The sequence below is a fragment of the Amycolatopsis ponsaeliensis genome (genome assembly GCF_030182635.1).
GTDB classification, from domain to species: domain Bacteria; phylum Actinomycetota; class Actinomycetes; order Mycobacteriales; family Pseudonocardiaceae; genus Amycolatopsis; species Amycolatopsis ponsaeliensis.
The window spans coordinates 118,206-142,388 of record NZ_JAPZLD010000007.1 but is presented as its reverse complement, the minus strand read 5'-3'; the positions used below and the strand labels follow the sequence as shown (position 1 = coordinate 142,388).

The following is a 24,183-nucleotide window of genomic DNA, read 5'->3' as shown; positions in this document are numbered from 1 at the left end:
AGCACACGTACATGTCGGGACGTCCTTTCACGTCAGGCCAGGAAGAACGACGCGGCGACCGCGAGCAGCGCCAGCAGGAAGGAGCCGGCCAGCAGCTCCGGTACCCGGAACAGCCGCAGCTTCGCCAGGAACACCTCGCCCGCGGCCAGCAGCGATCCGAGCAACGTCACCTTGACGATCCAGGCCAGCACGCCGAACCCGATCGCCAGCGGGGCGGCGGAGGTGGCGATGCCCCAGGGCAGGAACAGGTTCGCCAGCAGCCCGAGGAACACGCTCAGCCGCATCGCCGAGGCCAGCTCCACCAGCGCTAGGTCCGGGCCCGCGTACTCGAGGATCATCGCCTCGTGCACCATGGTCAGCTCCAGGTGCGTGGAAGGGTTGTCCACCGGCAGCCGCCCAGTCTCGGCAACGATCACCACGACCAGCGCGACCGCCGCCAGCAGACTCACCGGGGAGATCACCCGCGCCGGATCGTCCAATGTGGACGTAACGATTGAGGCCAGGTTCGTCGACCCGACCCGCACCGACAGCGCGAAGATCGCCACCAGCAGGGTCGGCTCGACCAGCGCGATGATCGTCATCTCCCGGCTCGAGCCCATCCCGCCGAACGCGGTGCCGGTGTCCAGCCCGGCCAGCGCCAGTGCGACCGTTCCCAGCGTCAGCAGCGCGACGACCGCGAACAGGTCCGCGACCGGCCCAACCGCCGAATCAGCCGTCGCGAACGGCGCCACCACGGCGACGACCGACGTGGTCGCCACCAGCACGAGCGGCGCGATCCGGAACACCTCGCTTGTTCCGCGTGGGGTGATCGGTTCCTTGCGCAGCAGCTTGCGCAGGTCCCGCCATGGCTGCAGCACTCCCGCGCCGGCGCGGCCTTCCAGACGCGCCCGGATCTGCCGCATCACGCCGACCAGCAGCGGTGATCCGCCGAGGACCACAGCCGGCTGCACGATCCCGCCGACGATGCCCGCTGCGCTCATCGGGTCACCGCCAGCAGGACCAGGAGCCCGCACACGGTGTAGAAGCCGTAACCGAGGTAGCGGTGCACGCTGCCGGTGGCCAGCCGTCGCCCGGCCTGCCCCCACCGGGCGACTGTGGCCAGGACCGGCTCGTAGAGCCGCCGCTCGATCCGGTCCGGCACCCGGCGTCGGTAGGCCACGGCTTGCACGAGGTAGGCCGACTCCCGGTGGTGGGTGACGTCGACGTCGGTTTCGGGCTGCACCACGTCGTCGAAGACCCGCTGCAGCGGCTCGGCGAACGAGGTCGCCGTGTACTCCATCCGCGGCGACATCGGTCCGGCACCGCAGTCCCACAGCCGGGCTACCCGCCGGACGCGCCGCGCGGCCACCACCCGCAGCACCCCGACCGTGGCGATCATGCCGAGCAGCAGGGTCAGGGTGAGCAGGAGGGGCGAGAGCGCGCCGGTGATTCCGGCCAGCCGCACCATCACCACGTCCGCGGCCACGGGATCGGCGGATCCGGTGACGATCGCCGCGGTCCGGCTCAGCCCCGGCAGGACCACGCCGGGCAGGACTGCCAGTACCGCGCACGCGAGCGCGGCCAGCCCCATCCCGGCCAGCATGCCGAGCGGGCTTTCGTGCGCGTTCTCGGCGCCAGTGCTGCGGGGCCGGGCGAGGAATCCCACGCCGAACGCCTTCACGAACGTCGCGACCGCCAGCCCCGCGGTGAGCGCGACCGCGGCCACCGACAGCGGCATCGCGATCGCCGTCGCCACCCCGGAGGCCGGCAGCCCGTGGATCAACGCCTGCAGCAGCAGCCATTCGGACACGAACGCAGTCCCCGGTGGCAACGCCGACGCGGCCAGCGCACCCCACCCGAACAACGCGGTGGTCACCGGCATCCGGGCGCGCAGCCCGCCGAGCTGATCGAGGTCGCGGGTCCCGGTGGCGTGCAGGACCGACCCGGCGGCCAGGAACAGCAGGGTCTTGAACGCCGCGTGCCCGACCACGTGCAGCAGCGCCGCGGCCAGCGCAAGGCCGGCCAGGTCGCGGTTCCCGGCGGCGGTGAACAGCCCGGCCGCGCCGACGCCGAGCAGCACCAGGCCGATGTTCTCGGTCGTGGAGTAGCCGAGCAGCCGTTTCAGATCGGTGCTCATGGCGGCCTGGAGGATCCCGTACACAGCCGAGGCGGCGCCGAGTGCCAGGATCAGCAGCCACCACCAGCGGGGCCCGCCGCCGAGCAGGTCGAACCCGACCCGCACGATGCCGTAGATGCCGAGGTTGACCATGGCTGCCGACATCAGGGCCGAGACGTGACTCGGCGCTTCGGGGTGCGCTCGCGGGAGCCAGGCGTGCAGGGGCAGGATCCCGGCTTTCGAGGAGAACCCGACGAAGGTCAGGACGAACACCAGCCCGGCGGTCGCTGGCGGGAGGTGGGCGGCGCGCAGTGCGCCGAAGGTGTCGTCGCTCGCGTGCGCGGCGGCGACGAGCAGTCCGATGAGGATGCTTATCAGCCCGAGATGGGTCATCACCGCGTACCAGCGGCCTGCCGACGCGACCTGCGGGCGCTGGCGGTGTTCGGCCAGCACCAGCAACAGTGACGCCAGCGCCATCAGCTCCCAGCACAGCAGGAACGTGCCGACGCTTGAGGCGGCCGGGACCAGCAGCATCGCGGTGACGAAGACGGGCAGCGCGGCCTGGACTCCCCGGGAATCCAGGCCGCGCCGGGCATAGGAGATCCCGTAGATCCCGGTGGCGACCGCGACTCCGCCGGTGACCGCGACGAACACCCCGCCCAGCCGGTCGAGGGTGAACGACACGCCCGACAGAGGAAGCACAGCGGGCAGGGCGAGGGTGAACGACCGGCCGCCCACCGCCATGACACCGGCAGCCACGGCCAGAACCCCAGTGATCGCGGTGCCCGTCCCGGCCACGGCGGAGCGGGGCGAGGTCGACACGAGGGTGGTGGCGGTGGCGCTGAGCAGGCCGGCTGCCACAGTGAGGGTGAAGGTCAGTTCCAGGAGGTTCATCGCCCGGTGAGCTTCCGCAATCCTTCGACGATCGCCTCGGGCCGCGGCGGGCACCCAGCGATCTCGACATCCACCGGCACGACATCGGAGACCGCACCGGCCACGCCGTAGGCGCCGGCGAACGCCCCGCAGTTGCGGGCGCAATCGCCGACGGCGACGACCAACCGAGGTTCCGGTGTCGCCTCGTAGGTGCGACGCAATGGCTGGGCCATGTTGCGGGTCACCGGCCCGGTAACCAGGAGGACGTCGGCGTGACGGGGAGAGGCGACCAGCCGGGCGCCGTAGCGCTCCGCGTCGTACACCGGCCCGAACGCCGATCCGATCTCCACCTCGCAGCCGTTGCACGACCCGGCGTCCACGTGCCGCACCTGCACCGACCCGCCCAACAGCCGCGCGGCTTCCGGTTGTGGCCCGGCAGGCTGTGGCGGCGCTGGTTCGGCCACCCGCCCCGTCCTATGGATCTTGCGCCACAGTCCCAGCACATTTGGCTCCCGACTTTGTTGACCGACAGTGGTGCGACCGCCCCGCCCTGGTGACGGAGGCAAGAATCGGGCGGGGCGGTCGCGGCTCATCCCCGGTCTGGCCCCGGTGGCGGAGCGGCGGAGGGCGGCGGTGTGCGCAGGTCGTCGAGCAGGCCGATCTGGTCGGAGAGCACGCTGCTGAGGATCGTGCGGGCGATACCGAGCAGTTCAGCCACGTGTGGGCTGGTCAGTGAGTAGTACACCGTCGAGCCTTCCCTGCGCGTCGTCACCAGCGCGGCCCGGCGCAGCACCGCAAGCTGCTGGGACAGGTTCGTCTTCTCGATTCCCACCTCCGGCAGAATCTCGGCGACCGCGTACTCGCGGTGGCTCAGCAGTTCCAGCACCCGGATCCGCGCAGGGTGGGTCAGCGTCTTGAAGAACGCCGCCTTCGCCCGATGGTCGGTGCTGGTCACTCGACAAGTCTCCTGCATTCGTGCGGATCTTATGTTCAACAGTTGCGAAGCTTAGCAAGTCTGAAACGAAGTGAGCCCGGGGGAGTTCGCCAACACCACGAGGTCTGCAGAGTGGCGCAGAGACGATGGAGCGCGCGGTTACGGCGCCAGCGGGTGTGTGGCCAGCGCATCGCTGGTGTGATAGTTCGTCAGCCCGTCGAGGTCGAAGAGACCGAACAGCTCCGTTTGCGCCAGCTCCTGGCTCTGCGGCTACACGACCACCGAGTCTCGGCCAGGCCGCAGGCGACCAGCGTGCTGCGCCACTGCGGGCTCATCCGGGGAAAGTCATCCCGGGTATGGCCGCCACGACTCCGGGCGCATCAAAGCTGCTTGTGCAATGCATTCACTGACCGTGAGCATGCTGCGCAGATCGAGGGTGAGGTGTCAGCCCGGTTGAGTTGCCGGTGGCCCTCGACCCCGGCTGCCGTGCCGAGTCCCGCGTGGCGGTCGAACACCAGCGGGTCGAGCAGCGAGTTGCCGCCGAGCCGGTTGGGCCCATGCGTGGGCATATCGCGACCTTGCGCGACCGCACGTACCGTCCTGAGCCGGGCCGGAATGCCCATTCGTTGGCGTGCAGCGGGCTAGGGGCAGATTACCGGCGGAGACGGCTGAGATGGACGCCGGCCGCGATGTCGACGATCAGGCGAGTGAGCCTCAAGCCCTGACCGCGCGCGAGCGGGCGATTGCTGGGCAACTCGGGCGCCAGCGCCCGCGCACACGCGGCCAGTATTTCGGTGTCGAGTCTCAGTCCGGCTGTGCCCGCGGCTGCACGCAGCAGACCGGCGCTGACGAAGGGCACGACGTGGGCGTCTTCGCGGGAAATCACCGCGATCCCGGCTCGCCGGTAGTCCGCCGCCGCGACGGATTCATTGACCAGATCGATCACCATGTCGGCGCCGTGGAGCACCGTATGCAGCGGGAACACGACGGCGTCGGACAAGTTCCACGTGGTGATGTCCGCGACTCCTGATGCCATCAGGATGGTCGACAGCATCGGCAGTTCCCGCGCGCCGGCGAGCACCATGGTGCACCGCTGAGGGCTGCGACCATCGAAAGCCATGGACCGAAGTGCGACGGCCGCCAGCACGACGGCGCTCACGTCGTGCTCTGACACCGTCGGGCGAACGCCATGAGATTGCAGCTCATGGGTGACGTGATAGGCGCGTTCCACCTCGACGTGTGCGAGCAGGACGGATCCGATGTCAGCGGGCAGTCCGCGCACGCCCGCCGCGAGACCGTCAGGACTGTCGGCCAGGATCACCTGCGACAATGCCGGGATTCCGCCCAGGTCGCTGATCAAGGCCGCGTCTGCTCGCAGCATCGCACTCACGTCGGCACCGCGCGGCAAAGCGCTGCCGTCGGACACGATCGCGACCCGCGAATTCCCTTGTCCAGCCTCCGACGGTGGCCGTTCCGAACTCATCGCTGCGCGCCCTCCGGTCCTGTATGCGATACCCCGCTGCCTTGACCCCGGAACGACTCGCGACCTCGGCCGACCTCAGCGACTGACATCCTCGGCGGGCAACTCCGCGCGGTCGATCCACGTCGCGGTATCCACGCTGTACCGCTCGGCGAGATCAAGCAGTTCCTCGATGCGGGCGGTGTGGAGGTCGACGTCGTCGTCGCGCTCGGCGGCCCGCGCTGCGGCCAAATCCTCGCGTGCCCTGTCGATCCGTCCCCGGAGCACGGTCACGAACTCGCTCATCGTTTGTCGCCTCTTCCCGTCCCCGACGTCGGTGCCGGCGAACCGCCACCTCCACGCCGCTCTTATAGTCTAAGCACTTAAGAAATTTCGCAAGTCTTGCGTTGCGCGAGAAGCCTCACACTTCTGGCCACGGCCAGGGTGCGGGGCGTTGGTTCGGGTGGATGCAGGCGACCGTGAGGCGGCGGGACCGCGTCGTCGCGAGCGACGATGGCCGCTACGCGTGACGGCCATCGACTTCCTCGTCAATGGGTACCCCGGCGATCGCGGGGAGCTCACACGCTGCGCTTGCTCCCCGACGACCGGGCTCCGGTCGAAGCCGCAGGTTCGCGCAGGTCGTCGAGGAGTTCGATCTGGCCCGTCAGTACGCCGGTGAGGATCTGTCGCGCAACCGCCAGCAGCTCGGCAACATGCGGGCTGGTCAGGGAGTAGTACACGGTCGAGCCTTCCTTGCGGGTCACGACCAGGCCGGCGCGCCGCAGCACGGCCAGCTGCTGCGACAGGTTCGCCGCCTCGATCCCCACCTCGGGCAGCATCTCGGCTACCGCGTGTTCACGTTCACTGAGTAGCTCGAGCACCCGGATCCGCGCGGGATGACCGAGGGTCTTGAAGAATTCGGCCTTGGCTTGATAGAGAGGCCTACTCACCGAAGGTCCCTTCTCGCCAGGCAGCCGCAACGGCAACGTGTAAGACTTGCTAAGCTTAGCAAGTCTGTAACTTTGTCGCGAGCGACAGGCTCGCGCTGGCGGTGGCGGATGCGTGAGATCACCGTCGGCGACTTGATGATGAGAGCCGTGACCACTGCCGTCCCTGAAACGTCGATCAGGGAGATCGTAGCGATCCAAGCCGCTCGCCTCGGCGAGGCCGTACCGGTCATCGATGCCTCCGGCCGGTCGGCATGGTCTCGGAAGCCGACGTGCCCACGAAACTGGAGTTCCACGGCGGAGGGGACGTGCCGCCACTGCTCTGCGGAGCCGCAGCCCGCGCCCGCTGGCGCACGTCGGCAGCCACGACTGCCGATGAGGTGACGACCGCCTCAGCGACCTGCATTGCTCCCGACGCCGGGTTGAGTGCCGCCGTGCGGGCGCTCGCGGCAGCGTCCGTGCCCGGCGTGTGCGTAGACCCATGGGCAGGCTGGTTGGCACGGGCAGTCGACTCGACGTGCTACGGCCGTTCCTGCGCGACGACGTCGAACTCCAGACGGAGGTCGAGCAGGAGATCTTCGGCCGTGGTCGCGCTGAGGGCACGATCTGCATGGAGGTCGCGGACGGGATTGTCATTCTCGACGGCGCTCCTGCTACGCAACAGTGCCGACCACGCCTGCTTGAGAACCCGGCGCGCGCCTGGCGCGGTGGCCGTCAACAACCGTCTCCGGTTTCAGGTGGAGAACCTGATGATCACTGATCTGTGAATGGCCGGGCTTCAGCGCGTTGTGTCGCTGTTGATCTGGACCGTCATAACTCGCGGCGAGTACCCCGCCGGCCCGCTCTTCCGTGCAGCAACCGGGCCAAACGGCCGCCTGTTCGTCGGAACCGCGCAGCGCCTGATGTTCTATCTCGACAAGCCCTCGCAGGAGTCTGGCGACCGGGCAGGTATTCGACATGTTCGAGGCGTTCGCCAATCTGCGAGCCGACGTCGAACATGCCGTGGGGGACGGCGTATTCACGATTCTTTGACGCGCGTCGGAGGCTGGCCAGGCTAACTAGTGTCCGGTGACGTCGACGCCGATTTTTGCTCGGCACCCTTCGCTGTTGACACGCAATCACCTTGAGCGGCTGACGGCCCCCGTGGAGACTTCGAGCGCCGATGAGAGCCCGGCCATGGTGACCATTTCACTGATGGTGACCGGCGACTTCCGCGGCCGGGCAAGCATGATCGACGCCGCGCGCAGTAGTGCGGTCGCCTGGACAGACCGATCACCCACGACCTGGGCTTCCCGCCCCGGCATCCTTGGCGGCACGACGCACGAAAGCGTGGCCAGGATACTGCGGGTGGGTATCAGAGCGGTCGACGTCCTCAACTGCGCCTGGCAGCAGCAGCTCGCCCGCCTGGGCCGCGGCAAGCCCGTCCGTCCGAACCTTCAAGCGCGGACCGGCAGGCACGTCGAGGCCGTCCAACAGCGCGCCGGTGCGTGAATACGTCATGGCCACATCACGATGGGTCGCCAGGGTCCGCCGAGTCCGTGGACGTGCGACCGCGTCCTGCGGGTGACAGGAAATGTGTCCACGAAGACGGGAGCCTGCGAGAACCCGGTCAGGTGGGGCGGCCCCGGCCGGCGGAAGGGGGAGGGGCCAGCCGAGGTCGCCGGGCGAACGGTAGCGCAGGGCATCCGCTTCGACCAGGCTTATCGGACGTAGCGCCCACGCCCAGCGCTGCGAGCTGCAACGACTCCGCACACTCAGGTAGCGGGGTGGTCCGCGTACGTGGTGGTCGGTGAGTCTGAGCGGCGTACTCGCCGGTCGGTGGTGCTCAATCGGAACGCCACATCTGACGCTCACGCGCCCGCCGCCGGTCTTGCGTACGATGCTGATTGCGATACCGCACCGAACCGGCGAAGATTGTGATTGAAGAACTGGAAGAGTTATGAGCACGCCCGTCGAATCACGCCACGCCGAGCCGTTCACCCATCCCGCACTCTTCTACCGGGATATCAGCGAGTATCTCGCTGGCACTGTCCCGTTCATCCGGTTTGGGCTCGCCGCGGGTGAGCCGGTCGCCGTCGCGGTCCCCGAGCCCAACCTCGCCCTGCTACGCGCCGAACTCGGCGCCGACGCCGCCCGGGTTCAACTGCTGGACATGCGTACCGCCGGACGCAACCCCGGCCGGATCATCCCCGGAGTACTCCGGGCCTTTGCCGACACCCACACCGGCCGCCGCGTCCGTATCATCGGCGAACCGATCTGGCCGGATCGCCGTTACCACGAGTACCCCGCCTGCGCCCAGCACGAAGCCTTGATCAACCTGGCCTTCACCGGCCGAGACGTCACCATCCTCTGCCCCTACGACACGCAGAACCTGCCCTCGGCAGTGCTGGCCGACGCCGAAGCGACCCATCCGCTGCTCATCGACAACGCCGGCCGGCGAACCAGCGCCGCTTACGACCCCGACGCGATCATCGCCAGCTACAACCAGCCACTACCCGAACCGGCAAACGCCGCCGAGCTCACTGTCGATGCCACCAACCTCTCGCAGGCCCTGACCTTCGCCCGCACCCATGCACGCCAAGCGGGCCTGACCGATGGCAAGACCGCCGATCTGGAAGTGGTCATCACCGAGTTGGTCACCAACAGCATCGACCACGGTGGCGGCTTCGGTCGGCTGCGGATCTGGACGGACGATGGGAACCTCGTGTGCCAGGTCGACGACCACGGGACCCTGACCGACCCGCTGGCCGGACGGCACCCGATCGCACCGGGCCAACGGCCGAACCGCGGCTTGCTATTGGTCAACCACATATCCGACCTGGTGCGCCTCTACGCCGGCGCCGCAGGTACGGCCACGCGCGGCCACTTCCAGCTGTGACCGTGAACTGTTGCCGCGGCAGACGAGTCGTTGCCGGGGCAGTTCACGGTGGTGCCTATGCCTGATGAGCAAACGTGGTCGCGGTGAACTCGGACCGTGGCGCCATCGATGACTGGGGCCCCTGCAACGTCGGCGACAGCAATATCTCGCCCAGGCCACTGCCGGGAAGTCGGCGCCGCGTTTCAGGGAACACGTGCTCCGGACCTTCGGTCAGGCCTCGTCTAAGAGCGCGATCAGCTGGGTGCACCATCCGACACGATCTGAGCCGAAGGTGAGCTGTCGGTCGCTGATGTTGCCGATCGCGACTGAGGCTTGGACGGAGACGAACAGCCGGCCGGGAGCCAGCGAAAGGCCGTTGCTCCGGAAATCGGGGCGGAAACAGCGTGTTCGCTGCTCGGTAGCGGTGTGTCTGAGATTCGGTCCTGGACGGCGTTGTGGGCGATCTCTTCTGTTGTCGCGTTGACACCCTCGGTAACCCTGGCTCGTTGGTGTGTCTGAAGCGTTGCGGCAACAGCATCGTAGATCGGAGTTGGTTCGACATCCCCTTCTTCGCGGCCTGGCGCGGAAATCGTGTCTTCCATGTCAAGCATTCTGCACGATTTCGATTCGGCCGTTGGCATCAATCGTGAAGGCAAAGGCATGACTACCTTTGCCGGGTGAACTCGAATGGGTGACATCGTTGTGGAGACTGTGATGAGACCTGCGGCTTCTCGGGCATGATTCCAAAGGGCGGCTGCCTGAGGCGCCGACTGCAGTCGCTGTCGGGTGAGTATCTCGTCGCGGCCCCGCGACGTCGTGGAGCACGCCGTCATGGCGACGTCGCAAACTGGCCTTGCGATTCGAACGGGTCAGATCCTCTCATCGCGTTCTTGCTTCGTCTTGCGTTCGCGTCAGTGAAGACAGCGGCCATGGAGGCTCGGCGCCCCCGCCCGGCGTGAGCGCACGCAAGGCAGGCAAGCGATCGTAGTGAACGCGCTGGTGGGTGTGCGGTCATGTGCAAGCGCGGCGATTGCGAACGCGAGGTGCACCACCGTCCAACTGCGATCTTCGCGGTGCAGGACTTGCAGCAGGTCGAGTGTTGCGTTGTCCGAACTGCGCCCGCGGCGGCGAGCGGCGGCGTAGGTCCGGGTCAGTTGGTCGAGATTGCGACGGAACTCGGGGAAGGTTTCCGCGTGTCGGGTGGGGTTGAGGGGATCGGAGGGCATGTCACAGAGGGTTACATGCTGAGTCGCAGTGTTATCGCTGCGACACACCAAGACCCCCCGCGCGGGGGGTACTTACTGCGATATGGCGTGATTGGTATGGGGTGCCATGGCTGACACCGACCAGCCTCTGTGGGGACTCACAGTTTCTGTTGGCATTTCCCACAACGCGCATCGAACTCTGACGTCAACACTGAACATCAGGCCGCAGATCCCGGAACGCTCCCGGCTACCATTGTTTTCATGCACACCCGGATACTGAACTCCGCGGTCTTCCGGCTTGCGGGTGCCGCAGGCCTTGGAACGCTGGCGGGCCTGGCTGTCGGTGCGCTGATGGACCCGGCCATGGGCACACTTGCAGGCATCGCCGTTACAGCGACGATTTTCGTCGTCGCCGGCTGGATTGAACTGTGGCCGATGGACGCTGCGGCAACCCACCGCAACGCGCGTCGTGAGGTCTTTCGGCCGGCGATCGAGGAACTTGTCGTGGTTGGGGCTGCTTTGAGCGGGCTGACGGGCATCGTGGTGTTGCTCGTGTTCGACGATTCCGCCACCAGCGGCGCCGCAGCGGCAACGGCGCTGGGTGGTGTGTTCATGGCTTGGGCGGGGTTGCACTTGATGTATGCGACGCGTTACGCCGACCTCTACTACACGGCGCCGGCGGGCGGGATCGACTTCAACTCGGACGAATCGCCCGCATATCGGGACTTCTTCTACTTCAGTTACAACCTCGGCATGACCTACCAGGTATCCGATACGGACGTCTCGAACTCCACGATCCGGGCGGTGGTACTGCGGCACACGTTGCTGTCGTATGTTTTCGGGACAGTGATCCTGGCCGCTACCATCAACCTCGTCGCCGGGATCATCAGCCGCTGAACCCGGCCGTCGGCCTGCCGACCAGTTGCACCGCACAGGTCAGGGGCCACACAACGGGCGCTGTCGGTTCACACAAACTTCGACGACGCGTGGCACGATCTGAGATCGCACGGGTTACGTTTGCCACCTTCTCCGAGGAGGCCGCGATCGCTGCCTCGGCGCCGGACCGGCTCGCCGGCATTTTCCGCGAGGTGTTCTCATGACCGCACCGACTATCGTCGAGTTCGAGTTGACCAGCTCAGGCTCCGCTGACGCGCCCCTGCCGTCGGCGGTCCGACTGGGTCGCGTCCTGCACAAGCCATTCAGCTTCCGAACCCGACGGGTCACAAGTGGCTCGCTCGCTGTCGAGGAAACTCGCTGCACCGACGAAGTCCACATGCGCATGCCCGACGAGCACGGCTATCTGGTCGGGATTCCGGTGCGGGGAGCGCTGCGCATCCGCTACCGAGGGCAGGATCTCGACCTCGGACCGGGCCGGGCCGCCGTGCTTGCGCCGCCGGCCGAGGCGACCGTGGACACAGTCGAGCAGTTCGATGTCGTGGTGGCAGACATCGGTTCGGTGGCGCTGGAGGACATGCTCGAGGCGTTACTCGGTCGCTCCGTCCGCCGACCTCTGCCGCTGGCCGCGTCACTGTCCCTGAACAGTCCCGCCGGTCGAAGCTGGGCGGCCGACGTACGGCTCATCACGGACGTCACCGCGAAGCCGACCTCATTATCGGCCGACCCGATCAGTGCAGAACCGATGCAGGACCATGTGATGGTGCAGTTGCTGTTCGCCACCGATCATCCCCACCACGAGGCACTCGACGCCTCGGTGCCGACCTGGGGACCGCGGGCGATACGCCGATGCATCGACTACATCGAGGCTTTTCCGGACCAGCCGTTGACACCAGGCCGACTTGCAACTGTGGCCGGGCTGAGTATCCGGGCGCTGGCAGGCTCCTGGATCCGGCATCGAGATGTGCCGTCCTGGCAGGACATCGAGCGCGTCCGCCTCGGGCGTGCACATGCCGATCTGGAGTTCTTTCGGCCAGGAGAGACCACAGTCGCCGCGGTCGCCAGGTCGTGGGGGTTCGGCCCGCCGCGGTTCGTGGCTGCCTACGGCACACGCTTCGGCCGCTCGCCAGCACAAACGTTGCGCGGCCCGGCGTTCGCGTGACCGTCTGCTCGTCGCGCCCCGCCGTGGCCGTCGTTGTCGCGTTCACCAAATAGATTTGGTGTTGCCGACAAGGGAGTAGATCGACGCCCCCCAGCCTCGGCCGACGACGCTAGCCTTGCGTCCATGACCGTCTCGGAGACCTTGTTCGATGTCGACATCCGAGCGCTGCCGAGCCATCGGAATGGCCTCGACGACCGCTCGCGCAAGCGACGCGGCTGCGTGCCCCGCTGACTCGGCGACCGTTCGCATGGACACCGAAGTACGGCCACCGCGCCTCGGTCGGCTACGCCGCCGGTGTCCGTGGCTTGAGCATGTCTTCCGGGCCGCCAAGTCGTTCAGCGAGCACTACGGCACCTATTACGCGGCCGCCATCACCTACTTCAGCGTGCTCGCCCTGGTGCCGGTCGTGATGGTGGCGTTCGCCGTCGCCGCTTTCGTGCTTGCCGGCAATCACGCCGTGATGGAACGGCTGATGACCGAGATCCGCGCGCAGATGCCCGGTGCGTTCGGCGACACTGTCGGCGACCTGGTCCGCGGCGCGGTCGACGCCCGGGGCACGGTCGGCGCCATCGGGCTGCTCGTCGGGCTCGGTGCGGGGGTCGGGTGGATGACACACCTGCGGGCCGCGCTGACCGAGCAGTGGCGGCTGCAACGACCTGCACTGCCGGTCGTGTCCACGGCGGTCAAGGACCTGTTCGCGTTGCTCGGCCTGGGCTTCGCCCTGGTGGTGTCCTTCGCGATCACCGCCGCCGGCGCGGTGCTGCCGCGACTGACGACGGGGCTCTCTTCCCCATGGGCAACGACGGCGAGTGTAGTGCTTGCCCTGACGATGAACTGGCTACTGTTCCTGTGGGTGATCGCCCGGTTGCCCCGACGCCCGGTCGTCGCCCGCGCGGCGATACCGGGCGCACTGCTTGCTGCTGTCGGATTCGAGGTTCTCAAGCAGATTGCGAGCATCCTGCTGGCCAAGGCTGCTCACTCTCCGGCTGGCGCCGTGTTCGGCCCGGTGATAGGGGTGCTCGTATTCGCCAACGCGACAGCGCGGCTGCTGCTATTTGCCACGGCGTGGACCGCGACCTCGGCTTCGCGTCCGCCAGAACAGTGAACCCGGTCACGTGGGCCGGACCGGACCGTCGTCCCACTCGCGGTCGGCCAGATCTGACGCTTCAGTGCGTTCGCGGGCGATGTCCAGTGCCCGACGGGCCGTAGTCTCGTCCGGATAAGGACCGAGCCGGTCAGCGGCTCGCGACAGCGAGCCGTGTTCGACCTGGTGCGTCGTGGTGTTGTAGTACCACGCCGGGTCAGGACACGGATCGGTCTCCGGACGCTCGTCACGCGTCATGCTGCGTTCCTCATTTCAGTTGGAATCGGGCAGCCACGGCGCCTGCCAGTCTCGTCCCGCCGGCAGCAGCGCGTCGGCCTCGACTGGTCCCCATGTGCCCGGCCGGTACTCGTGCGCGCGTGGCGGGTAGGCCACGAGGGGCCGCAGGATCCGCCAGCTTTCCTCCACAGCGTCCTGCCACGCGAACAGCCGGTCGTCGCCGGCCAGGGCGTCATGCAGCAGCCGCTCGTAGGGCGCCTGCGGTACGCCGAGGTCCCGCGCGAACGTGGTGTCCAGCCGGACCGGGCGCCACGAGTCGTTGCCGCCCAGCCCTGACAGCTGCAGCCGCAGGCCGGGCGTAGGTGAGATGCGCAGGACTATCTGGTTGGCCTCAACCCTGGCCGCGTCGGGCAGGAAACGCAGTCGCGGGGTGTGGCGCAGCACCAAACGGACCTCGGTGGCGTTTACCGGCAGGTGTTTGCCCGCCCGGATCAACACGGGAACACCCGCCCAGCGCCAGCTGTCGATCTCCAGCCGCAGCGCGACGAACGTCTCGGTGTCCGAGTCTGCCGCGACTCCCGGGACCGCCAGGTAGCCGTCGTACTGGCCGCGTACGCACTGCCGGACGTCGACGGCGGGGATCGCTTTGAGCACCTCGAGTTTCTTGGCCCGCAGCTCCGCCACCGAGGAGCCGATGGGTGCGTCCATCGCGACCAGCGCCAGTACCTGCAGCAGGTGGTTCTGCACGACATCTCGTACCGCGCCGACCGAGTCGTAGAACTTTCCCCGGCCGGCGACGCTGTGGTTCTCGGCCATGGTGATCTGGACGGACTCGACGCTGTCGCGGTGCCACAGTTCGGCCATGGCGAAGTTCGCGAACCGCAGGTATTCGATCTCGATGACCGGTTCTTTGCCCAGGAAGTGGTCCACCAGCAGCAGCTGCCGGTCCTCGAGGATCTGGTGCAGACGGCTCTGCAGTTCACGCGCCGTCGCCAGGTCGGAGCCGAACGGTTTCTCGAGCGCCACGCGGGCGTCGACCAGCAGCCCGGCCGCGCCCAGCCGCTCGACGATCGGCGCGAACAGGGCGGGCGGGGTGGCCAGGTAGTACAGCGGCCGTCGCCGGCCGCCGCCGAGCTGGGTGGCCAGCGATTCGTACAGGTGCGGGTCGGTCGCGTCGCCGCCGAGGTAGGTCAGCCGGCGGGACAGCCGGGTGAAGACGGCGTCGTCGATCGGGCCGCCGGATTTCTCGATCGCGCGGCGGGCGCGCTCGACGAGCTCGTGCGTGGTCAAGGGTGCGGACGCGACGCCGATGATGGCGCAGTCCAGGGCGCCTCGCCGCTCCAGCTGGTATAGCGCCGGCAACGTCATCTTGCCGGCGAGGTCGCCGGTGATCCCGAAGATCACCAGGGTGCTCGCGGTCCATCCCGGTTCCGGCATGCCGGCCTCACTCCTGCCTGGTCGGAAGTTCGGGCGGATCGGCCAGGAAGTCGGCGGGTGGGACGAAGAAGAGCCCGCCGGTCACGGCGGTGGAGACGTCGAGGAGGCGGTCGGAGTTTCCGGGCGGCTCGCCGACGAACATGCGGGTCAGCATTTCCTCGGTCACGCCGGGATCGGCGGCGTAGCCGGCGAAGTACGTGCCGTACTCGCCGCGGGCGATCGACCCGAACGGCATGTTGTCCCGCAGGATCTTGCGTTCGTTGCCGTCACCGTCCTCGATCGTGGTCAGCGCCACGTGGGAGTCGGTGGCCTTCTTCGCGTCGGGGATCTCGACGTCGTCGAGCATGTGGCGGCCCACCGCGCGCTCCCGGTCCTCCACCGGCATCGCGTTCCACCGGTCGAGGTCGTGCAGGTACTTCTGCACGATCAGGTAGGAACCGCCGGTGAAGCGGGGATCGTCGTCAGTACCGACCAGCGCGGCGGCGGCTGCCAGGCCGCCCGTGGGGTTCTCCGTGCCGTCGACGAACCCGAGCAGGTCACGGCGGTCGAAGTACCGGAAGCCCGCGACCTCGTCGGTCACGGTGACGGCGTCGCCGAGGCCGTCGACCACCCGGCGCGCCAGCTCGAAGCAGGTGTAGAGCCGTTTCGCGCGCAGGTGGAGGAACAGGTCACCCGGGGTCGCCGGTGCCCGGTGTCGCGGTCCGTCGATCTCGCGGAAGGGGTGCAGGTGCGCCGGTCGCGGGCCGGTGAACAGCCGATCCCACGCCGCGGACCCGAAGCCCACGACGCAGGTCAGCGCCTCCTCCGGGAGAGGAAAGCCGACCGAGCGGACCATCCCGGCCAGCTCCGGCAGCAGGTCGTGGACGGCGGCCTCGTCGCCGGGCCGCCGGATCGTGAGGGTGAGGAACATGGCGCTTTCGGTGAGCGGGGTGAGCACACCCTGGGGCTCGGGCACCGGCGTCTCCGATCGTGTCGTTCAAACGAGTCGCGGGTCGTCCGGCAGTACTTCGCACGTCGGATCGACATTCCTGCCTTCGGCCGCGTGCACGACCTTTCCGGTCCCGCAGCCGACCCACCTGACCGTGATTCCCTGCGGCTGGTCCTGCGCCGGTCCGATGGCGCCTTCTCGTGCCAAGCCGGCGGGCGCGACGTGGTAGGTCCGCAGGTCCTGCTCGTCCTGGTCCACTTTGGTCACTTCGAAGGCGAAGATCGCGACCTGGTCGTCCACGGCGGGCCGACCGTGCTGCCACGGGTTGTCGAACAGCCCGCCGTCCGGGTTTCCGATGGTCTTGGCCGTGATGGTCTGCTGTGCGTTCACCGCTGTCCTCGAGTGAGTAGGAGAAAGGGTTCTCGTGTCAGTGTTTGCCGTCGGTCTGCGGTGCCGGTGCCGCGCCGGGAGCGCGGCGGCCGGGATTCAGCCGGAGGGCCTGTGCCGCGGTCACCAGTTCGGCGATCGCGCGCGGATCGGTCAGTGACCGGCCGGTGAGCTCCCGGATGCGGCGCAACCGGTACCGGACGGTGTTGGCGTGGCAGTGCAGGACTTCCGCGGCGCGATCGGACGATCCGCCGCAGGTGAGGTAGGCGTGCAGGGTTTCCAGCAAGATGTCGCGTTCCTCGGTGGGCTGGTCCAGGACCGCGCCCAGTACTTCCTCGGCCAGGCGCCGTCCCTCGTCCGGGTCGTAGGCGAGGAAGGCGGCGAGCGGGCTGGAGCTGAACGGGCGGACGTCCGGTTTGCCCGGTGGGAGCCCGGCGAGCGCCGTGCGGGCCAAGTGCAAGGCGCGCGGGGTCTCGACGAGGGATCGATATAGGGGGCTCACGCCCGCGCGGGCGACCGCGACCTCGTTCAGCACGGCCAGCATGGGGTCGCGTTGTTCGTCGCGCAGGGACACCACGCCGGCCTGCAGTGTGGGGGTGAGCTGCCACGCCGAGACGATCCCGAGCCGGGCGAGCCGCCGCTCGACCCCGATCAGGCTCTCCTCGGCCAGGCCGCGGGTCTCCGCCGCCACCACCGCGAGCTTCCCATCGAGGGACAGGCCGAGCAGCTTTCCGGCCTCCCAGGGGCCGGCGTTGAACACGCGCTGGCCGGTGAACAGGGCTTCGGCCAGCGCTGATCGGCGCCGTTGTTGCGCCACGAGCAGCTCCGCGCTCGCGGCGCGGTAGGCCTCCGTGAGCCGCACCGCGTGGTCGTCGGTGACCTGCCAGAGCAGGCTGGCCACGTCGACGAGCGTGTCCGTCGTGGCCGGCCCGCCATGGTTGCGGGCCTGGTCGACCACCATGTCCCACAGCATCGCGCAGCCGACGCGGTAGACCTGCAGGACCTCCGGCAGCGGTGCGCCCTGGTGGGCTCGGCGGCTGCCGGTTTCGACCGGTGCGGCCAAGTCGGCGTCGGTGTGGTTCCCGGCGAGCGCGGTGACCATGAAGCGCAGGTTGACCGCGATCGAGCGGTGCAGGTCGTCGCGCGGGACGATCTTCTCGTCGCGGTAGAGGTCGATGCGGTCGCAGACGGCGGCGTACACGTCGTCGATCAGCCGGGGCAGGCGTGTTTCCAGCCAGGTGACGAGCGCGGCTGGGGCGGCGTTGTTCACCCGGCCGCCCCATTCGCCGGCCGGCCGGGGCGGTGAACTTCGTTCACGCCGATCACCGCCGGAATGCTACGCGGCACTGTCGCCGGGTCGCAGCTTTCGCTCGGCATCTCACCCGCCCTCCGGGTTGTCGTAGGTGACGGCGAGCTCGCCACCGACGAGCGCGACGCGGATCACGGCGCCGTCGCGGGCATCGCCGCTGAGCAGCGCCCGCCCGATGCGGGTCTCCACCTGGCGGGCGAGGTAGCGACGGAGCGGGCGGGCGCCGTACACGGGGTCGAACCCCTGCTCCGCGATGTATCGGAGGGCTTCGCCGGTGACCTCGAGGGTCATCCGCTGCTGAGCCAGGCGGGTGCGCAGGTCCTCGAGCATCAGCTCGACGATCCGCTCGATCTCCGGTTCGGTGAGCGGCTTGAACAGCACGATCTCGTCGATCCGGTTGAGGAACTCCGGCCGGAAGTGCCCGCGCAACTCGGCCAGCACCGCATCGCGGGCGTCGGTCTTGATCTCCCCGTTCGCGGTCACCCCGTCCACGAGGTAGGGCGCGCCGATGTTCGAGGTCATGATGATCACCGTGTTGCGGAAGTCGACCGTCCGGCCTTGCGCGTCGGTCATGCGGCCGTCGTCGAGGACCTGCAACAGCGTGTTGAACACGTCGGCGTGAGCCTTCTCGATCTCGTCGAACAGCACCACCGCATAGGGCTTGCGGCGCACCGCCTCGGTGAGCTGACCACCCTCGTCATACCCGACGTACCCTGGTGGGGCGCCGACGAGCCGCGAGACGGTGTGGCGCTCCTGGTACTCGCTCATGTCGATGCGGACGATGTTGTCCTCGGTGTCGAACAGGTTCGCCGCGAGCGCCTTCGCCAGCTCGGTCTTGCCGACCCCGGTGGGGCCGAGGAACAGGAACGACCCGATCGGGCGACCGGGGTCCTTGATCCCCGAGCGTGCCCGGACGATCGCATCGGCCACCACGTCCACGGCCTCGTCCTGGCCGATCACCCGTTCGTGGAGCAGGTCGTCCAGGCGCAGCAGCTTGTTCCGTTCGCCCTCCTGAAGCCGGCTGACCGGGATGCCGGTCCAGCGGGCCACGACGGCCGCGATCTCGTCGTCGGTGACGACCTCGCGCAGCAGCCGGGTGCCGCCCTGTCTGGTCGCGAGCAGACCTTCTTCGCCTTCGAGTCGCCGTTGCAGCTCCGGGAGCCTTCCGTGTCGCAGCTCCGCGGCGCGGTTGAGGTCGTAGGCCCGTTCGGCGGCTTCTGCGTCGATGCGGACCTGTTCGATCTCGCCGCGCAACGCCTGGACCTTGTGCAGTGCGGCGCGTTCGGACTCCCATTGGGTCCGCATGACACCGGCTTCGGCGCGCAGATCAGCCAGCTCACGGTCCAGCTCGTCGCGCCGTGTCCTGCTCGGGGCGTCGGTCTCCTTGGCCAGCGCGGCTTCCTCGATCTCCATGCGGGTCAGGCGCCGGGAGAGCTCGTCCAGTTCGGCGGGCATCGAGTCGATCTCCGTGCGGAGCATTGCGCAGGCCTCGTCCACCAGGTCGATGGCCTTGTCCGGCAGGAAGCGGTCGGAGATGTAGCGGTGCGACAGGACCGCGGCGGCCACGAGGGCGCTGTCCTGGATCTTGACGCCGTGGAAGACCTCCAGGCGTTCGCGCAGTCCGCGCAGGATCGAGATCGCGTCCTCCACCGAGGGTTCGTCGACCAGCACGGGCTGGAACCGGCGTTCGAGTGCGGCGTCCTTCTCGATGTGTTTGCGGTACTCGTCGCTGGTCGTGGCGCCGATCATGTGCAGTTCGCCGCGGGCGAGCATCGGCTTGAGCAGGTTGCCGGCGTCCATCGCGCCTTCGGTGGCCCCGGCGCCGACAACGGTGTGCAGCTCGTCGACGAAGAGCAGGATCTTCCCTTCGGCGGCCTTCACCTCGTTGAGTACGGCCTTGAGCCGTTCCTCGAACTCGCCGCGGTACTTCGCGCCGGCCACCAGCGCTCCCATGTCGAGCGAGAAGACCGTCTTGTCCTTCAGCCCCTCGGGTACATCGCCGTGGCTGATGCGCAGAGCCAGTCCTTCCGCGATGGCGGTCTTGCCGACACCGGGATCGCCGATGAGGACCGGGTTGTTCTTCCGCTTGCGGGACAGGATCTGGATGACCCGGCGGATTTCGGTGTCCCGGCCGATCACCGGGTCGAGCGTGCCGGCCGCGGCGTCGGCCACCAGGTCCACGCCATATTTCTCCAGCGCTTCGTAGGCGACCTCGGGCATCGCGGAGGTGACCCGCTGGTTGCCCCGGACCGACCGCAGCGCCTGGAGGAAGGTGTCGCGGCTCAGTCCGGCCGCGTGCAGCAAGCGCCCGGCCGCGCTCTCGCTGCCTTCCTCGAGCAGGGCCATCACCAGATGTTCGACCGAGACGTAGTCGTCCTTGAGGCGGGTGGCCTCGCGGTCGGCGGTGTCGAGCAGCCGGGACAGCCGCTGGGTGATCAGGGTCTGGCCGGGGGTGGTGCCGGGCCCGCTGACCTTGGGGCGGCGGCCGAGCTCGGTCTCGAGGTCGGTGCGCAGCCGGTCGGGGTCGGCCCCGGCCTGGGTGAGCAGGCGGGTCGCGAGACCGTCGGGCTGCTCGAGCAGAGCGAGCAGCAGGTGTTCCCCGTCGACCTCGGGGTGGCCGTGCCGGGTCGCCTTGGTCTGGGCGTCGTGCAGCGCTTCCTGGGATTTCCGGGTGAGCCGGTCGGGGTCCATCGTCAGCCTCCGCTGCGTCGAGAGCGCGTCCGAAGCGCCGCTTCCAGGTCCGCGATGTGGTCGAGCAGGTCGGCCACCAGCCCCGCTGCGGCATAGTTGAGCGAGAAGCCGTGCCGCAGGCGCTGGATGCGTCCCACGGTGGCGAGCTGCCCGACGGGGAACCAGAGCTCACCGGCGGTGTCCTGGACGGCGTCGACGAGCCCGAGGGTGAGCAGGCGCTGTACCAGCTCGGGGTGCAGCCCGGTGGCTCGGGCGAACGACGTCAGGTCCAGGTGTGCCGCGCCGGTGTGCCTGCGGACGAGTGCGTAGGTCACCGTTGCCTCCTCGGATCGAAGGTCGAGGCCGCCGCGAGCTGTTCGAACAAGCGCCGGTCCTCGTCAGTGAGTTCGGGCGGCACGACGATGCGGGCCTCGGCGAACAAGTCGCCGGGCTTTCCGCGCGGGTGCGGCAGCCCTCGTCCTCGCAGGCGCAGCCGCCGTCCGCTCGACGTTCCCGCCGGCACCTTCACCTTCGCCTCGCCGCCGGGGATCTCGAGGGTCACGGTCGTTCCCAGCGCCGCTTCCCACGGTGTCAGCGGGAGATCGACGTCGATGTCCCGGCTGTCGACGCGGTATCGCGGGTGCGGCGCCAGCCGCACCACCAGGTACAGGTCGCCCGCCGGCGCCCCGTCACTGCCTCGGCCGCCCTGCCCGGCCAGCCGGATCCGCTGCCCGTCGGTGACCCCGGCCGGGATGTTCACGTCGATGGTGCGCGGGCCGGGCAGGGTGAGTGACCGCCGCCCACCGCGGTAGGCGTCCTCGACCGTGAGGTCGATTCCGGCTTCCTGGTCCGCACCGGGGACCGGGCCGCGGCGCCGACCCGCCCGTGCGCCGAACAGGCCGCCCAGCAGGTCGTCCAGGTCGATGTCGTCGGCGCCGTAGCCGAACCGGACGCTGCCCTCGTCATCCGGCCACGACCCGCCAGCCTGCGCAGCCTTCGCGTGTGCCCAGGTAGCGGGGTCCACGCCGTCGGGCACCTGCCGGAAGTCGGCGCCGAAAGCGTCGTAGCGACGGCGCGTGTCCGGTTCGGACAGGACGTCGTAGGCCTCGGAGATCTCCTTGAACCGGTCCTCGGCCGCCGGGTCCTTGTTCACATCGGGGTGGTACTGGCGCGCCAGCTTGCGGTAGGCCCGCTGGATTTCGTCCTGACCGGCGGTCCTGGGGACGCCGAGGATCGTGTAGAAGTCGTCGCTCGCCGTCACGGGTCTGCCCTCGCCGCCACCACCACTGCGGCCGGCCGCAGCTGATGCTCTCCGGTGCCGTAACCGGCTCGGACGGTCTGCACGATCGTGCCGGGGACCGCACCGTGCACGGGTACCGCGCTCACGGCCTCATGGGCGGCCGGGTCGAACGTGGTGCCCGCTTCGTCGTCGCGGCGGGCGAAACCCAGCCGGGCCATCACGGCGTCGGCCTGTTCGCGCACGGCCCGCAGGCCTGCGACGATCGTGGCGGGGTCGGCGTCGGCGTGTTCCAGGGCGATGTCCAGGTTGTCGAGCACGGGCAGCCATGCGGCGGCCGCCCGCGCCCGTTCGAAACCGCCGAGCTGCTCGGCATCGCGTGCGGTGCGCTTGCGGAAGTTGTCGAGGTCGGCCGCGGTGGACCGCCATCGGCCTTCCAGTTCGGCGACCCGTGCGCGAAGATCGGCGACCTCGTCGGGCGCGGTCTCCGGCGGATGGTCGTGTGCCATTTCCTCGGTCATGGTCAGGAGGTGGTGAATTCGGCGTCGATGACGTCGCCGTCATCACCGGAACGGCCAGTTGCCGCGTCGTCGGCTGAGACGGCTTCGAGGCCGTGGTAGAGCTGCTGCAGTTCGCCGGTCGATGCGCGCAGCCGCTCGAGGCTCGGCTCCTGGTCGTCCTTCAGCAGCTTCCGGGCGTCACCGACGAGCATCTCGGCGCGGGCCTTGTCGTGCACCGCGGCGCCGGAGCCGAGTTCTTCGAGCTTGTGTTCCACCTGGTAGGCAGCCATGTCCAGGGTGTTGCGGGCGTCGATGAGCTCCCGGAGCCGGACGTCTTCGGTGCGGTTGCGCTCCGCGTCCTGGACCATCCGCTCGACCTCGGCGCCGTCGAGGTTGGAGCTCTCGCTGATGGTGATGCGCTGCTCGGCGCCGGTTTCCTTGTCCTGCGCCGACACGTTGAGGATGCCGTTGGCGTCGATGTCGTAAACGACTTCGATCTGCGGGACGCCCCGGGCGGCCGGGCGGATGTTCTCCAGCCGGAACCGTCCCAGCACCCGATTGTCCGCGGCCTGCTCCCGCTCGCCCTGCAGCACCACCACGTCGACCGCGGACTGGTTGTCCTCCGCGGTGCTGAAGGTCTCCTTGCGCCGGGCCGGGATGGTGGTGTTGCGTTCGATGACCCGGGTCATCACCCCGCCCAGGGTTTCAATGCCCAGCGACAGCGGCGTGACGTCGAGCAGCAGGACGTCCTTGGCTTCGCCCTTGATGATCGCCGCCTGGACCGCCGCGCCCAGCGCGACCACCTCGTCCGGGTTGACCGTCATGTTCGGGTCCTTGCCGCCCGCGAGCCGCCGGACCAGCTCCTGCACGGCCGGGATTCGGGTGGAGCCGCCGACCAGGATGACCTCGTCGATATCGGCCGGGGTGAGTTTCGCGTCGCCGATGGCTTGTTCCACCGGCCCCTTGCAGCGTCGGACGAGGTCCCCGGTGATCTGGTCGAACGTCGAGCGCATGAGCGTGGTGTTGAGATGCTTCGGGCCGGACGCGTCCGCGGTGATGAACGGCAGGTTGATCGTGGTACGGGTGACCGAGGACAGCTCCTCCTTGGCCTTGACCGCCGCTTCGAACAGCCGCTGCAGGGCCTGCGGGTCCGCGCGCAGGTCGATCCCGTTCTCCCGCTCGAACTCGCCGGCGAGGTGGTCGACGACGCGGCGGTCGAAGTCGTCCCCGCCCAGATGGGTGTCGCCCGCGGTGGACCGGACCTCGACGACGCCGTCGCCGATGTCGAGGACGCTGACGTCGAACGTTCCGCCGCCCAGGTCGAACACCAGCACGGTCTCGCTCTGCTTCTTGTCCAGGCCATAGGCCAGCGCCGCCGCGGTCGGCTCGTTGATGATCCGCAGGACGTCCAGCCCCGCGATCCGCCCGGCGTCCTTGGTCGCCTGACGCTGAGCGTCGTTGAAGTACGCAGGAACCGTGACGACGGCCTCGGTCACCTTCTCTCCGAGGTACTTCGACGCATCCTCGACAAGTTTGCGCAGCACGAGCGCCGAGACCTCCTCCGGCGCGTACAGCTTGCCGTGGACGTCGAACCGCACGGCGTCGTCCGGGCCTGCGACGACGTCGTAGGTGACCGCGTCCAGTTCGCTGGTGACCTCGTCGTAGCGGCGTCCGATGAACCGCTTCGCCGAGGAGATCGTGCCCTTGGGGTTGAGGATCGCCTGGCGGCGAGCCAGCTGGCCGACGAGCCGCTCTCCCGAGTCGGTGTAGGCCACCACCGACGGGGTCGTGCGCGCGCCGTCGGCGTTGGCGAGGACTGTCGGCTGGCCGCCTTCCATCACCGCGATCACCGAATTCGTCGTACCGAGATCGATACCGACCGCTTTCGCCATCGTGGGCTCCCTCCACTCCGGAATCGACGATCGGTTTACTGGCGGGTCTTGGAGGCGTCAAGACGAACGATCCCGC

The 24,183-nt window shown here is 68.6% G+C and carries 24 protein-coding genes; 6 read left to right on the top strand and 18 right to left on the bottom strand.

The genetic code is table 11. From position 1 onward, the window contains the following. Positions 1–32: 32 nt before the first annotated feature. The 7 genes from QQ657_RS12915 to QQ657_RS12880 form a co-directional block, all read right to left on the bottom strand. A complete protein-coding gene (locus tag QQ657_RS12915; protein ID WP_284742333.1) occupies positions 33–980 on the bottom strand; it encodes a respiratory chain complex I subunit 1 family protein in 948 nt (315 codons plus the stop codon). Next, complete coding sequence (locus QQ657_RS12910; RefSeq protein ID WP_284742332.1) at positions 977–2,989, bottom strand: proton-conducting transporter transmembrane domain-containing protein; 2,013 nt, start codon at positions 2,987–2,989, stop codon at positions 977–979. The genes QQ657_RS12915 and QQ657_RS12910 overlap by 4 nt, the downstream gene beginning before the upstream one ends. Next, positions 2,986–3,471, bottom strand: a complete 486-nt coding sequence (locus QQ657_RS12905; protein WP_284742331.1) for an NADH-quinone oxidoreductase subunit B family protein — start codon at positions 3,469–3,471, stop codon at positions 2,986–2,988. The genes QQ657_RS12910 and QQ657_RS12905 overlap by 4 nt, the downstream gene beginning before the upstream one ends. Positions 3,472–3,557: 86 nt before the next feature. Next, positions 3,558–3,923, bottom strand: a complete 366-nt coding sequence (locus QQ657_RS12900; RefSeq protein WP_284742330.1) for an ArsR/SmtB family transcription factor — start codon at positions 3,921–3,923, stop codon at positions 3,558–3,560. 631 nt (positions 3,924–4,554) lie between these two features. Beyond that, a complete protein-coding gene (locus tag QQ657_RS12890) occupies positions 4,555–5,328 on the bottom strand; it encodes a hypothetical protein (protein WP_284742329.1) in 774 nt (257 codons plus the stop codon). 132 nt (positions 5,329–5,460) lie between these two features. Then, positions 5,461–5,667 carry a hypothetical protein gene (locus QQ657_RS12885; RefSeq protein WP_284742328.1) on the bottom strand — a complete coding sequence of 69 codons (207 nt, stop codon included), beginning with the start codon at positions 5,665–5,667 and terminating at the stop codon, positions 5,461–5,463. 272 nt (positions 5,668–5,939) lie between these two features. Then, on the bottom strand, positions 5,940–6,311 hold the full coding sequence (locus tag QQ657_RS12880) for an ArsR/SmtB family transcription factor (protein ID WP_284742479.1): 372 nt from the start codon (positions 6,309–6,311) through the stop codon (positions 5,940–5,942). 478 nt (positions 6,312–6,789) lie between these two features. On the opposite strand from QQ657_RS12880, the gene QQ657_RS12875 reads away from it, so the two are divergent. From QQ657_RS12875 to QQ657_RS12865, 3 genes are all read left to right on the top strand, one after another. After that, positions 6,790–7,068 (top strand): hypothetical protein, encoded by a 279-nt coding sequence (locus QQ657_RS12875; protein WP_284742327.1) that lies wholly within the window; start codon positions 6,790–6,792, stop codon positions 7,066–7,068. Positions 7,069–7,376: 308 nt separating this feature from the next. Next, entirely contained in the window at positions 7,377–7,799 is a 423-nt protein-coding gene (locus QQ657_RS12870; protein ID WP_284742326.1) for a hypothetical protein, read from the top strand. 448 nt (positions 7,800–8,247) lie between these two features. Continuing rightward, positions 8,248–9,186, top strand: a complete 939-nt coding sequence (locus QQ657_RS12865; RefSeq protein WP_284742325.1) for a sensor histidine kinase — start codon at positions 8,248–8,250, stop codon at positions 9,184–9,186. Positions 9,187–10,076: 890 nt separating this feature from the next. Here the strand turns inward: QQ657_RS12865 and QQ657_RS12860 are convergent. Continuing rightward, the gene (locus QQ657_RS12860) at positions 10,077–10,391 is read right to left on the bottom strand and encodes a hypothetical protein (RefSeq protein WP_284742324.1); all 315 of its coding nucleotides are present in this window, start codon (positions 10,389–10,391) and stop codon (positions 10,077–10,079) included. 240 nt (positions 10,392–10,631) lie between these two features. Between QQ657_RS12860 and QQ657_RS12855 the strand changes: the two genes are divergently transcribed. From QQ657_RS12855 to QQ657_RS12845, 3 genes are all read left to right on the top strand, one after another. Next, positions 10,632–11,267 carry a DUF1345 domain-containing protein gene (locus QQ657_RS12855; protein ID WP_284742323.1) on the top strand — a complete coding sequence of 212 codons (636 nt, stop codon included), beginning with the start codon at positions 10,632–10,634 and terminating at the stop codon, positions 11,265–11,267. Positions 11,268–11,466: 199 nt separating this feature from the next. Beyond that, positions 11,467–12,426, top strand: a complete 960-nt coding sequence (locus tag QQ657_RS12850; protein ID WP_284742322.1) for an AraC family transcriptional regulator — start codon at positions 11,467–11,469, stop codon at positions 12,424–12,426. Between the two features lie 247 nt (positions 12,427–12,673). Then, entirely contained in the window at positions 12,674–13,531 is an 858-nt protein-coding gene (locus QQ657_RS12845) for a YhjD/YihY/BrkB family envelope integrity protein (RefSeq protein ID WP_284742321.1), read from the top strand. Between the two features lie 6 nt (positions 13,532–13,537). Here the strand turns inward: QQ657_RS12845 and QQ657_RS12840 are convergent, their stop codons facing one another. The 10 genes from QQ657_RS12840 to dnaK form a co-directional block, all read right to left on the bottom strand. After that, positions 13,538–13,768, bottom strand: a complete 231-nt coding sequence (locus QQ657_RS12840) for a hypothetical protein (protein WP_284742320.1) — start codon at positions 13,766–13,768, stop codon at positions 13,538–13,540. A gap of 15 nt (positions 13,769–13,783) precedes the next feature. Then, the gene (locus QQ657_RS12835; RefSeq protein WP_284742319.1) at positions 13,784–15,184 is read right to left on the bottom strand and encodes a glucose-6-phosphate dehydrogenase; all 1,401 of its coding nucleotides are present in this window, start codon (positions 15,182–15,184) and stop codon (positions 13,784–13,786) included. Between the two features lie 7 nt (positions 15,185–15,191). Further along, positions 15,192–16,139 (bottom strand): Dyp-type peroxidase, encoded by a 948-nt coding sequence (locus tag QQ657_RS12830; RefSeq protein WP_284742318.1) that lies wholly within the window; start codon positions 16,137–16,139, stop codon positions 15,192–15,194. A 21-nt stretch (positions 16,140–16,160) separates the two neighbouring features. Further along, positions 16,161–16,502 (bottom strand): hypothetical protein, encoded by a 342-nt coding sequence (locus QQ657_RS12825; protein ID WP_284742317.1) that lies wholly within the window; start codon positions 16,500–16,502, stop codon positions 16,161–16,163. A gap of 37 nt (positions 16,503–16,539) precedes the next feature. Continuing rightward, positions 16,540–17,769 carry a PucR family transcriptional regulator gene (locus QQ657_RS12820; protein WP_284742316.1) on the bottom strand — a complete coding sequence of 410 codons (1,230 nt, stop codon included), beginning with the start codon at positions 17,767–17,769 and terminating at the stop codon, positions 16,540–16,542. Between the two features lie 108 nt (positions 17,770–17,877). Beyond that, entirely contained in the window at positions 17,878–20,499 is a 2,622-nt protein-coding gene (clpB, locus tag QQ657_RS12815; RefSeq protein WP_284742315.1) for an ATP-dependent chaperone ClpB, read from the bottom strand. A 2-nt stretch (positions 20,500–20,501) separates the two neighbouring features. Next, positions 20,502–20,813 carry a chaperone modulator CbpM gene (locus QQ657_RS12810; RefSeq protein WP_284742314.1) on the bottom strand — a complete coding sequence of 104 codons (312 nt, stop codon included), beginning with the start codon at positions 20,811–20,813 and terminating at the stop codon, positions 20,502–20,504. Beyond that, complete coding sequence (locus tag QQ657_RS12805) at positions 20,810–21,739, bottom strand: DnaJ C-terminal domain-containing protein (RefSeq protein WP_284742313.1); 930 nt, start codon at positions 21,737–21,739, stop codon at positions 20,810–20,812. Before QQ657_RS12805 ends, QQ657_RS12810 begins: the two co-directional genes overlap by 4 nt. Further along, the gene (locus tag QQ657_RS12800) at positions 21,736–22,236 is read right to left on the bottom strand and encodes a nucleotide exchange factor GrpE (RefSeq protein WP_284742312.1); all 501 of its coding nucleotides are present in this window, start codon (positions 22,234–22,236) and stop codon (positions 21,736–21,738) included. The genes QQ657_RS12805 and QQ657_RS12800 overlap by 4 nt, the downstream gene beginning before the upstream one ends. 2 nt (positions 22,237–22,238) lie before the next feature. Next, complete coding sequence (gene dnaK / locus QQ657_RS12795; protein WP_284742311.1) at positions 22,239–24,107, bottom strand: molecular chaperone DnaK; 1,869 nt, start codon at positions 24,105–24,107, stop codon at positions 22,239–22,241. Between the last annotated feature and the right edge of the window lie 76 nt (positions 24,108–24,183).

Bases quoted from the DNA above. Each gene is read 5' to 3' on its own strand.
- QQ657_RS12915 (WP_284742333.1), bottom strand. From the start codon at position 980: ATGAGCGCAGCGGGCATCGTCGGCGGGATCGTGCAGCCGGCTGTGGTC.
- QQ657_RS12910 (WP_284742332.1), bottom strand. From the start codon at position 2,989: ATGAACCTCCTGGAACTGACCTTCACCCTCACTGTGGCAGCCGGCCTG.
- QQ657_RS12885 (WP_284742328.1), bottom strand. From the start codon at position 5,667: ATGAGCGAGTTCGTGACCGTGCTCCGGGGACGGATCGACAGGGCACGC.
- QQ657_RS12875 (WP_284742327.1), top strand. From the start codon at position 6,790: ATGGGCAGGCTGGTTGGCACGGGCAGTCGACTCGACGTGCTACGGCCG.
- QQ657_RS12865 (WP_284742325.1), top strand. From the start codon at position 8,248: ATGAGCACGCCCGTCGAATCACGCCACGCCGAGCCGTTCACCCATCCC.
- QQ657_RS12860 (WP_284742324.1), bottom strand. From the start codon at position 10,391: ATGCCCTCCGATCCCCTCAACCCCACCCGACACGCGGAAACCTTCCCC.
- QQ657_RS12855 (WP_284742323.1), top strand. From the start codon at position 10,632: ATGCACACCCGGATACTGAACTCCGCGGTCTTCCGGCTTGCGGGTGCC.
- QQ657_RS12850 (WP_284742322.1), top strand. From the start codon at position 11,467: ATGACCGCACCGACTATCGTCGAGTTCGAGTTGACCAGCTCAGGCTCC.
- QQ657_RS12845 (WP_284742321.1), top strand. From the start codon at position 12,674: ATGGACACCGAAGTACGGCCACCGCGCCTCGGTCGGCTACGCCGCCGG.
- QQ657_RS12840 (WP_284742320.1), bottom strand. From the start codon at position 13,768: ATGACGCGTGACGAGCGTCCGGAGACCGATCCGTGTCCTGACCCGGCG.
- QQ657_RS12835 (WP_284742319.1), bottom strand. From the start codon at position 15,184: ATGCCGGAACCGGGATGGACCGCGAGCACCCTGGTGATCTTCGGGATC.
- clpB (WP_284742315.1), bottom strand. From the start codon at position 20,499: ATGGACCCCGACCGGCTCACCCGGAAATCCCAGGAAGCGCTGCACGAC.
- QQ657_RS12800 (WP_284742312.1), bottom strand. From the start codon at position 22,236: ATGACCGAGGAAATGGCACACGACCATCCGCCGGAGACCGCGCCCGAC.
- dnaK (WP_284742311.1), bottom strand. From the start codon at position 24,107: ATGGCGAAAGCGGTCGGTATCGATCTCGGTACGACGAATTCGGTGATC.